General features: G+C 63.3%; 7 protein-coding genes. 3 read left to right on the top strand and 4 right to left on the bottom strand.

The features are described from left to right. From mfd to AC1D1X_RS07095, 3 genes are all read left to right on the top strand, one after another. Window positions 1-2,649: transcription-repair coupling factor (gene mfd / locus AC1D1X_RS07105; protein ID WP_477698044.1), on the top strand; the 2,649-nt coding region annotated here is incomplete at its 5' end. Further along, window positions 2,646-3,356 carry a phosphoserine phosphatase SerB gene (gene serB / locus AC1D1X_RS07100; protein WP_477698043.1) on the top strand — a complete coding sequence of 237 codons (711 nt, stop codon included), beginning with the start codon at window positions 2,646-2,648 and terminating at the stop codon, window positions 3,354-3,356. The genes mfd and serB, both read left to right, overlap by 4 nt. Window positions 3,357-3,462: 106 nt before the next feature. Continuing rightward, on the top strand, window positions 3,463-5,301 hold the full coding sequence (locus AC1D1X_RS07095; RefSeq protein WP_477698042.1) for an ABC transporter ATP-binding protein: 1,839 nt from the start codon (window positions 3,463-3,465) through the stop codon (window positions 5,299-5,301). A 171-nt stretch (window positions 5,302-5,472) separates the two neighbouring features. Here AC1D1X_RS07095 and AC1D1X_RS07090 read toward each other — a convergent pair whose 3' ends face one another. The 4 genes from AC1D1X_RS07090 to AC1D1X_RS07075 all read right to left on the bottom strand — a co-directional run. Further along, window positions 5,473-7,053 carry an alkaline phosphatase D family protein gene (locus tag AC1D1X_RS07090; protein WP_477669230.1) on the bottom strand — a complete coding sequence of 527 codons (1,581 nt, stop codon included), beginning with the start codon at window positions 7,051-7,053 and terminating at the stop codon, window positions 5,473-5,475. A 9-nt stretch (window positions 7,054-7,062) separates the two neighbouring features. Next, complete coding sequence (locus AC1D1X_RS07085) at window positions 7,063-9,834, bottom strand: 7TM diverse intracellular signaling domain-containing protein (RefSeq protein WP_477669229.1); 2,772 nt, start codon at window positions 9,832-9,834, stop codon at window positions 7,063-7,065. Next, complete coding sequence (locus tag AC1D1X_RS07080; protein WP_477669228.1) at window positions 9,831-10,118, bottom strand: HNH endonuclease; 288 nt, start codon at window positions 10,116-10,118, stop codon at window positions 9,831-9,833. Before AC1D1X_RS07080 ends, AC1D1X_RS07085 begins: the two co-directional genes overlap by 4 nt. A 67-nt stretch (window positions 10,119-10,185) precedes the next feature. Beyond that, the coding region (locus tag AC1D1X_RS07075; protein WP_477698041.1) for a hypothetical protein at window positions 10,186-10,997 on the bottom strand (812 nt) is incomplete at its 5' end.

Below are 10,997 nucleotides of genomic sequence, written 5' to 3'. Positions count from 1 at the left end.
GTGTTGCACGGCGACCTGGAGCCGGCCTTCCAGCGCTTCTGGCAAGACACCAAAGACCGTTACCGCCTGGTGCGCGACGCGCCCGACCGCCCGGCACTGCCGCCGGAGTCACTGTTTCTGGGCACCGAGCAGTTTTACGCTCGCGCCAATGACTACGCGCAACTGGCCATACGCGCCACGGTCGAAGACGTGGCCGACAACGCGCAGTTTCAAAAACTCGGCGAAATGGCCGTGGTGCGTGGCGCCGAAGACCCGCTGGCCAAATTCAAGGGCCACGTACGCAACACGGCCCACCGGGTGCTGGTGCTGGCCGAAAGCGACGGCCGGCGCGAAAGCCTGCTGGACTTCCTGCGCGCCAGCAGCGTCAGTCCGCCGGCGTTTGATTCGCTTGAAGACTTCCAGACCAGCGACGAAAAACTCGGCATCGCCACAGCGGCGCTGAACACCGGTTTCAGCTGGCTTGAAGAAGGCATTGACTTCATCACCGAGACCGAGCTGTTTGCCGCAGGCGCCACCGTGCGCCGCCGCAACAAAAAGCAGGAACAGGTCAGCGACGTCGAAGCACTGATCAAGGACTTGTCGGAACTCAACGTGGGCGACCCGGTGGTGCACAGCGCCCACGGCATTGGCCGCTACCGCGGCCTCATCAACATGGACCTGGGCCAGGGCACCAATGCCGACGGCACGCCGCTGCTGCAGGAGTTTTTGCACCTCGAATATGCCGACAGCGCCACACTGTACGTGCCCGTCAGCCAGCTGCACCTGATCAGCCGCTACACCGGCGTCAGCGCCGAAGAAGCCCCGCTGCACAGGCTGGGCAGCGGCCAGTGGGAAAAAGCCAAACGCAAGGCCGCTGAGCAGATCCGCGACTCGGCCGCCGAGCTGCTCAACATCTACGCCCGCCGCGCCGCGCGCGAAGGCCATGCTTTCCGCTATTCGCCCGGCGACTACGAGACCTTTGCCAACGACTTCGGCTTCGAGGAAACCGCCGACCAGCGCGCCGCCATCCACGCCGTGATCCAGGACATGATCAGCCCGCGGCCCATGGACAGGCTGGTCTGCGGCGATGTGGGTTTCGGCAAGACCGAGGTCGCGCTGCGCGCCGCCTTCATCGCCGTCACCGGCGGCAAGCAGGTCGCCCTGCTGGCGCCCACCACCCTGCTGGCCGAGCAGCACTACCAGACGCTGGTGGACCGTTTTGCCAAATGGCCGGTCAAGATCGCCGAGATGAGCCGTTTCCGCTCGGGCAAAGAGATTACCGCCGCCATCAAGGGCCTGGCCGACGGCACGATCGACATCGTGGTCGGCACGCACAAGCTGCTCAGCCAGGACGTGAAGTTCGAGCGCCTGGGCCTGCTCATCATCGATGAAGAGCACCGCTTTGGCGTGCGCCACAAAGAAGCCATGAAGGCCATGCGCGCCGAAGTGGATGTGCTGACGCTGACCGCCACGCCAATTCCGCGCACGCTGGRCATGGCGCTTGAAGGCCTGCGTGACCTGAGCGTGATCGCCACCGCCCCGCAGCGGCGCCTGGCCATCAAGACTTTTGTGCGCAGCGAAAACAACGGCGTAATTCGGGAAGCCGTGCTGCGCGAATTGAAGCGCGGCGGGCAGGTTTACTTCCTGCACAACGAGGTCGAGACCATCCAGAACCGGCGCGAAAAGCTCGAAGAGATACTGCCTGAAGCGCGAATCGCCGTGGCGCACGGCCAGATGCCCGAGCGCGAACTCGAGCGCGTGATGAAAGACTTCATCGCCCAGCGCTACAACCTGCTGCTGTGCTCGACCATCATCGAAACCGGCATCGATGTGCCAACCGCCAACACCATCGTGATGAGCCGCGCCGACAAGTTCGGCCTGGCGCAGCTGCACCAGCTGCGCGGGCGCGTGGGCCGCAGCCACCATCAGGCCTATGCCTATTTGATGGTGCCCGACATCGAAGGCCTGACCAAGCAGGCCGGCCAGCGGCTTGAAGCCATCCAGCAGATGGAAGAGCTCGGTTCGGGCTTTTACCTGGCCATGCATGACCTGGAAATCCGCGGCACCGGTGAGGTGCTGGGCGAAAACCAGAGCGGCAACATGCTCGAGGTGGGCTTTCAGCTCTACAACGAGATGCTCAGCGAAGCCGTGGCATCGCTCAAGGCCGGGCGCGAGCCGGATCTGCTGTCGCCGCTCAGCGTGACCACCGAAATCAATCTGCACGCCCCCGCCCTGTTGCCCAACGACTACTGCGGCGACGTGCACCTGCGCCTGTCTTTCTACAAAAAGCTGGCCACCGCCAAAAACACCGACCAGATCGATGCCCTGCTTGAGGAAATCGTCGACCGCTTCGGCAAGCTGCCGCCGCAGGCGCAGACGCTGATCGACGTGCACCGCCTGCGCGTGATCGCCCGGCCCTACGGCGTGGTCAAGGTCGATGCCGCGCCCGGCGGCATCAACATCACCTTCAAGAAAGACCCGCCCATCGATTCGATGGCCATCATGCATCTCATCCAGAAGAACCGGCACATCAAATTGGCCGGCAACGACAAGCTGCGCATCGAGCGCGAGCTGCCCGAACCCAAAGACCGCGCGCAAATGGTGCGCGACATCCTGCGCTCTCTCGGCCAACCCAAAACCCCCTCCACCACAGAAGCAACGCCCGCATGACCCCCGCTGAAATCTCCCCCGGCCTCGTCGTCAACGTCTCTACGCCAGACCTCAAGCTCAGCAATTTCAGGCTGATCGCCTTTGACATGGATTCCACGCTCATCAACATCGAGTGTGTGGACGAAATCGCCGACGCTGCCGGCCGCAAGGCCGAAGTGGCCGCCATCACCGAAGCCGCCATGCGCGGTGAGATCACCGACTACAARGASAGCCTGCGCCAGCGCGTAGCCYTGCTCAAGGGCGTGAGCGTGGCCAGCATGGAMSAGGTCTACCACGAGCGTCTCAAGCTCAACCCCGGCGCGACCGAGCTGGTGCATGCCTGCAAAGAAGCCGGCATGAAGGTGCTGCTGGTCAGCGGCGGCTTTACCTTCTTTACCGACCGCGTGCGTGACGAGCTGGGCATCGACTACACGCGCTCCAACGTGCTCGAAATCAAAGACGGCTTTCTCACCGGCAAGATGGTCGACCAGCCCTGGGGCGACATCTGTGACGGCGAAGAGAAGCGAAAGATGCTGCTGGAAACCTGCGCCAACCTGGGCATCAACCCGCTGCAGGCGATTGCCATGGGCGACGGTGCCAACGACCTGCCCATGATGGGCGTAGCCGGCCTCTCGGTGGCCTATCACGCCAAGCCGCGCGTACGCGAGCAGGCCATGGTCGCCATCAACGAAGGCGGCCTGGACCGCCTGCTGGAGCTTTTCAGCTGAGGCCGCCACACCTCGGCCGACGCATCAATCCTTCCCCAATAAATCAACGATCCCACAGCCATAACGCCTTATAAGCAGACACCTGAACCAAAGACAAACGACATCCATGGGTTTTTTCAAACGATTCGAAAGCCAGCTTCCCGCCTACCCTGACGCCGACCCCTCCTTGCCGCCCAAGGGTTTCATGGCCTTTCTGTGGGCCTGCACCGAAGGCGCGCGCGGCTACATCCTGCAGCTGGCGCTGCTCTCGGCGGTGATGGCGATTTTTGAGGCCTTGCTGTTCGCCATGCTGGGCCGCATCGTCGACTGGCTCGGCGCGACGGCGCCCGCCAACCTGTGGGTCGAGCACGGCAACGCACTGGGCTGGCTCGCCTTCATCGTGGTGGCCAGCATCGCCGCCGTGGCGCTGCAGACCACCGTGAAGCACCAGACGCTGGCCATCAACTTCCCGATGCGGCTGCGCTGGAACTTTCACCGCCTGATGCTCGGGCAAAGCATGTCCTTCTACCAGGACGAATTCGCCGGCCGGCTGACCACCAAGGTCATGCAGACCGCACTGGCGGTGCGCGACACGCTCTTCGTGCTGGCCGACGTGCTGGTGGCCATGGGTGTATACATCGCCACCATGACGGTGCTGGCCGCGGCCTTCGACACGAAGCTGGTGGCGCCCTTCCTGGTCTGGCTGGCGCTCTACATCGCCAGCCTCTATTACTTTGTGCCGCGGCTGGGCCGCATCGGCAAGCAGCAGGCCGACGCCCGCTCATTGATGACAGGCCGCATCACCGACGCCTACACCAACATCACCACCGTCAAGCTGTTTTCGCACACCCGGCGCGACGCCATGAGCGAGTTCATGAAGACCGGCTACACCCAGATGCGCCTGGTCAGCGCATTCGAGATCGTCAACCACACGCTCAGCATGGGACTGATCCTCGGCATGGCCGGCACCTCGCTGTGGCTGTGGCACCTGGGCCAGGTCGGCGCGGGTGCGGTGGCCGCGGCCACTGCCATGGCGCTGCGTTTGCAGGGCATGTCGCACTGGATCATGTGGGAGACCACCAGCCTCTTTGAAAGCGTGGGCACCGTGCAGGACGGCATCAACACGCTTTCGCGGCCGCACACCATCGTGGACGCGCCAGGTGCGGCCGCACTGGACGTGCCGCGCGGCGAAGTGCGCTTTGAAGCCGTGAACTTCAGCTACGGCAAGAACAAACCGGTGATCGACCAGCTGACGCTGACCGTCAGACCTGGCGAAAAGATAGGCCTGATCGGACGCTCCGGCGCGGGCAAATCGACGCTGGTCAACCTGCTGCTGCGGTTTTATGACCTCGACGGCGGGCGCATCCTGATCGACGGCCAGGACATTGCTACCGTGACGCAGGACAGCCTGCGCAGCCACATCGGCATGGTGACGCAAGATACCTCTCTGCTGCATCGTTCGGTGCGCGACAACATCACCTACAGCCGCCCCGGCGCCACCGACGACGACATGCGCCTGGCCGCACGGCGTGCCGAAGCCGACACCTTCATCGCCGACCTGACCGATCCGCACGCCCGCCACGGCTACGACGCCCATGTGGGCGAACGCGGTGTGAAGCTCTCGGGCGGGCAGCGCCAGCGCATCGCAATTGCGCGCGTGATGCTCAAGGACGCGCCCATCCTGCTGCTGGACGAAGCCACCAGCGCACTCGACTCCGAAGTCGAAGTCGCCATCCAGAGCAGCCTGAACACTTTGATGCAGGGCAAGACGGTGATCGCCATCGCCCATCGCCTCTCGACCATCGCCGCGATGGACAGGCTGATCGTGCTCGACCAGGGGCGCATCGTCGAAGAAGGCGACCACCGCAGCCTGCTGGCCAATGGCGGCCTGTATGCACGGCTCTGGGCGCACCAGAGCGGCGGTTTTCTGAGCGACAACCTGGAAGAAGAAGAGCTGGCGGCTTGACGCTGCTGGCCGCACCGGGTGCCCGCGCCTTAGTACTCATCTGGGGCGAGTACTCGTTTGCTATTGTTTTAATAGCTGCTCGCGCATGCACTGAAAGGGCTAGAGCCCGATTTTTCTTACGAAAAAGCCTCAAAATACCTGAACCCGGAGCCTGCTGCACTCATGCCGGATTCAGGCTTTCTCGACCACCGGGCGTCCCGCCTGCACCGCAAACTGCGCCAGCGTTTGTACGCCGCTGTCGGCGCGCGTCACGTCGCTCACCACGCGCAAGGTGGTAGTGAGCTTGCGCGGGGTCAGTTCCACCACGCCGTAGCCTTTGCGTTCTGAGTCCGCAAATACAAAGTGCGGATTCTCGGCGAGGTAGTCCGGAATTTTCGCGTTGCCGGCAGAGCGGGACGTGATGCTGGTGCCGCAGAATTCCGTGCCCACGGACGGGCTGGCCGCATCCGCGTAGTCGGCCTTGACGTGGCCCACCCAGTTTTCATGCACATCGCCGCCCAGGATGACCGGGTTCGCAACGGCGTGCTTGCGCAGGGAGTCCGTGAAGCGCGTACGCGCCGCTGCATAACCGTCCCAGCCGTCGTTCCAGAAAACCTGCTCAGGCCCACGGCGAAAGTCCCGCTGACCAAAAAGCGATTGCTGGCCGACCAGATTCCAGCTGCTTTCCTTGCTGGCGGCCCGGCTCCATTCAGCGTCCAGCCAGCTTTCCTGCTGCCTCCCCAGCATGCTGCGGGCCGGATCTTTCCAGGCAGCGCAGGTGGCGGGGTTCAGTGTGCTGGAGCCGGTTTTCCCGTCACGCGTGCAGGCCTGCGCATCCTTGTATTGGCGGGCGTCCAGCATGTAGAGCGAGGCCAGGCGGCCGTAGGGAACGCGCTGGTAAATGCGCATTTCTGCGCCGCTTGCCAGGCCGGCCACGGCCCGCGTCAGCGCCGAAGCGCGCACGGGCATGTGTTCATAAAAAGCCTGGTAAGCGGCGGCGCGGCGGGCGGCAAAGTCCGGCGCCGGCGGCCCGCTGTTGCCGGGTGTGGCGCCCGCGTAGTCGTTTTGCACCTCGTGGTCATCCCACGTCACCAGCCAGGGGCAGGTTGCATGCATGGCTTGCAGGTCGGCGTCGCCCTTGTGCATGGCATAGCGCTGGCGGTAGTCGTCCAGCGTGAGCACCCAGCCGCCCGTGGGCACACGCACCGGCTGGCCGGCGTTGGGGTATTCGTAGATGTAGTCGCCCAGGAAGAGCACGAGATCAAGCTCTTCAGCAAGCATATGGCGGTAGGCGCTGTAGTAGCCGTGTTCCCAGCGCTGGCAAGAGGCATAGGCCAGCCGCAGCCGCCCCACAGCGGCATCGGGCGCCGGAAAGGTGCGGGTGCGGCCGGTGGCGCTCACCGCCTCGCCCACCGCGAAGCGGTAGAAATACCAGCGATCGGCCTCCAGGCCCTGCACCTCCACATGCACCGAGTGCGCCAGACCGGGTACCGCATGGACCTGACCGGCTTGCACGATGCGCGAAAAATGATCGTCGTGCGCAATCTCCCAGCGCACGGCTACCGGCTGCAAGCGCACGGCCGCATCATTGTCCAGCAGCAGCCGCGTCCAGAGCACCACCGAGTCATGGGCGGGTGAACCGCTGGCCACGCCCAGCGTGAAAGGATTTCCGGTCAGCCGTTGCTGGGCCGATGCCCTGGGTGGCAGGTAAAAACCAGCACCCGCCGCCGCCAGCGACTGAAGCAACCGGCGCCTGTGGATTACGGGAGTCATGTGGATCACTCAGTGCCTGGCTGGCAGGCGCACGATGAAGGTGGTTCCCGAGCCCGCGCTGCTGTGCACATCGATGGTGCCGCCGTGGATGTCGACCGCGTTGCGCACAATCGCCAGGCCCAGGCCGGTGCCCTGGATGGTGCCCACGTTGCTGGCGCGGTGAAAAGATTCGAACAGGTGCGGCAACTCGTCCTCCGGAATACCGATGCCCTCGTCCGCCACCTCCATGACGGTCGTGTCCTGATCGATGCTCACGGTGAACCGCACAAGACCGCCCAGCGGCGAGTACTTGACCGCATTGGAGAGCAGGTTGCTGAAGATGTGGCGCAGGAGCTTCTCGTCGTACAGGCCTTCTCCCGCCCCGGCGGAATAATCCAGCTGCAACTCGCACAGGCTGTCCGGTTGCTGGGTGCGCGCCTCTTCCACCAATTGATGGCACAGCCTGTGCAGGTCCAGCGGATGCGGTTCAAACTCCAGCATCTGGGCATCGGCCTTGCCCAGCAGCAGCACGCGGTCCAACATGCCCGTCATGCGTTTCACGCCGGCAGCAATGCTGTCCAGAATCTCCAGTTTTTCCGACTCAGGCAAGCGGCTGCCGTAATGCCTGAGCAATTCCTCGGCGGAAAGAATGCCAGACAGCGGCGTCCGGAACTCATGGCTGGTCATGGCCACGAAGCGGGTGCGCAGTTCATTGAGCGCCTTTTGCTGCTCAAGGGCCTCGCGTGTGTCTTCCTCTGATTTCTTGCGTTCGGTGATGTCAAGAAACGCCCAGATCACACCTGAATCAGGGTCATGGGGCTGAACACAACTGCCGGCCATCTGCACCCAGAAGAGCTGTCCGTCCCGCCTTCTGAGCTGGCGTTCATTGATATAACTGCCGGTGGCAATCAGCATCTCACGCGCTTCCTTGCCGAACTGCTCCCAGGTGGCAAGGTCGGGATGGATATAGCTGGACGACTGCCCCATCAGTTCTTCGCGCGGGCCGCCGATCATCTGGGCGAATTTCTCGTTGACCCACTCATGGCGCCGGTTCACCGACAGCACAATGCCCACCAGCGCGCTATTAAGAATGGCTTCGCGCTCCGAGGATGTCCGCAGCAGCTTGGCCTCCAGTTCCTTGCGCTGCGTGATGTTGATGATCACCCATACCGTGCCCTGCGAAAGGTCGCGTTCGGCAACGGACTTGCCCGACAGCGACACCCAGATCAAGGTGCCGTCAAACTGCCGGACCTGGATTTCGCCTTCGTAGTTTTCACCGCGGCTCACGCAGGCGGCCACTTCACCGCCCACCGTCAGGTACTGCTCACGCGACAGGTAAAACGGCTCCATTGAGGTCAATGGATTGCTGCCTGCACCGAATACCTTGAGCATGGCCTGGTTGGCCCAGCGAAAGCGGCCATCCGGTGTCAGGAAGGCAATGCCCACAATGGAATTTTCCAGGATCATTTCGCGCTCTTTCAGCAGGGTGCGAAAGTTTTCCTGGGAAACGCTCAAGGCCTCCACCATGGATTGCTCAGCCATGATGCGGGCCTGGGCCTGCTCTTTTTCCTGCCGGGTGACGTTGATGCGGTCCGCCAGCGCAAACGACAGCACCACCATTTCCAGCGCCGACCCGATCAACAGCGAATTGGCCGTGAGTACATTCGACGGCAGGACACCCGTGTTGTGCAACGCCAGCGTCACCACACCCACCAGCAGCAGGGCCCATGCCGCCAGGAAATACCGGGCCCCGGGATGCCCCATGCGCACGCTCAGCAAACCCACCGCGACCAGCGTGGTGACACTGAGAACCGCCAGCACGGTCACCATCCATGAAGACACCACATAAGGCATCGTAAAAGCGGCCAGCAGGGTCAGCAGCCAGCCACCCACCAGCGCCTTTATAAAGCGGTCCATGCGGGGCATCTTGAGTGCACTGGAAAGAAAGCTGCGTGCAAACAGAATGCCGAAAGAGGCGGTCGCCGCCATGCCCGCAGGGGGCGAAATGCTGTTCCACCAGGTAAGGCCCGGCCAGATGAATTGCGCGCCAAAACCTGTCAGCGCGGCCTGCGCGATGGCCATGCAGCCGACAAACGCCACATAGATCAGGTAGGCCCGGTCACGCACCGAAAAAAACAGCAGCAGGTTGTAGAAAAAGAGCCCGACCAGCAAACCAAAGTAGAGGCTGATCGTGGCGTACTCAGCCTGGTCGTGCCGCCACAGCGCTGCAGGCTGCCAGAGACGAACGGGCGCAGACACTGTGCCGTCCGACGTTACCCGAAGGTAGAGCGTATTGACGGCACCGGGCTTGAGACGCACCGGCATCACATGGTTGCGGTGCACCACGGCCCGATCGGCAAAAGGCAACAGGTCACCGCCCACCTGCCACACAAAGCCGCCCTTGCCGTCCGGTGAATACAGCTCCAGCCGGTCCAGCGGCGGATAGGCCAGCTCCAGCATCCAGTCTGCGGGTGTGCTGCGTTCGGTCTGCAGGTTCACGCGCAGCCAGATGGCCGAGCTGGTCAAACCAAAGTTGGTGGCCGAGCCGGTTTGCGGCACCGGCTGAAAGCGGGCCTGGGCATCCGGTTTCAAAAGGTCGGCCAGTGTCAGCTCGCCGCCGGCGTCTTCAAGGTAGGTAAACGACTGGGACAGTACATATCTGTCGTCGCCGCCGATGATGATCTCCCCTGCTCCGGTGCGCTCCTGCGCGGGCTCCTGCGGCTGCGACCAAACCAATGGCCCGGCACCCACCAGCAGCAGGGCAAGCACAACCCGAAACAGGTACCGGAAGCAAGAGGTCATGGGTTGGAGGCAAGAAGCGGGGACTTGCGCCTCTGCACCTGTCCCGGCGAGGCGGCAGAAGCCGGAACGGCGCCCGCTGCGTGCCGCTGGCCGTTGCAGACTTCATGGCTGATCGCCAGGTTTTCTGCATGGCTGTTGCCCCCTTCGCTCAGGGGCAGGATGTGCTCCAGGGTGGCGGCCTGGGGCGTAACGTGTTCGCCGCACACCCAGCACGGCACCACCCCGTGGAGCTGCCGCGCCACAGTTTTGTAGATCTTGTCCCGGGTATGCCCCAGCCTGCTCACGGCAGCGTTTTCCTCTGACCGCCGCTCGCGGGCAGCTGCCTTTGCGCAGCGCTCATTGCCGCGTCCCCTATTCGATCCTGGCCGGCCGCGCGTCGGCGGGTTGGGTGAAGGAGTCTTCCCACTGCGTCGCAAAACGGTCGTTCTTGTCGATGCGAATGCCGCCGGTGCCATCGGGGTTGAAACCGACATTGCGGGTAGCCGCCGCTCGCGGGGATTCGGGCTGGTTGTCCTTGTTGAGTTCCTTGAGCGCGGCGTCCTTGGCGGCCTTGACACGTTCCCGGGTGAAAGATTCCAGGTCGGCGTGGAAACTGCTGTCGCCGCCGCGGGTTTCCTGGTGCTCCTGCACCAGCTCCTCCGGAATTTCCCCCAGGAAGGCGGCACGCATGGCGCTGACCGTGGGAGGACGGCCGGCCTTGATGGAGGTGTAGGCAATGCCGCAATCCGACAGCAGTGTCTCCTTGAGCTGGCGGGTGGCCTTGCTCACATCACGTTTGCCGCGCAAATCCACGCAACCGACGACTTTGCCATCCAGGGTGCAGATGGTGAAAGTCGTGTAGACGCCATTGAGCAGCTCAAGCAGGCGTTCGGTTTTTTCCTTGTCTTTTTCCTTTTCCTTGTCTTTTTCCAGCGGAATGGTAAAGCGCAGCACCGGCAGCTTGACCATCACCGCGTGGTCGTGGAAAGTGCTTCGCAGCCATTTCCATACCTCGTATTCATCGTTGGTAACCACCCCGCGGGCACGCAGCGGCCATTTGTGGGGTATCCGCAGCTTCGCACTCGCGCTTTTGCGCAGCCAGGCGGCATACAGCAAAACACCTGCAAGCGCGCCCACGGCGACGCCCAGCAACGTCATCAGCCAGGAAATCAGGTTCAATATGC

The organism is Polaromonas sp. P1_G4 (assembly GCF_056405475.1).
Note: the sequence above shows the minus strand (reverse complement) of the source record. Positions and strands in the feature narration are given on the sequence as shown.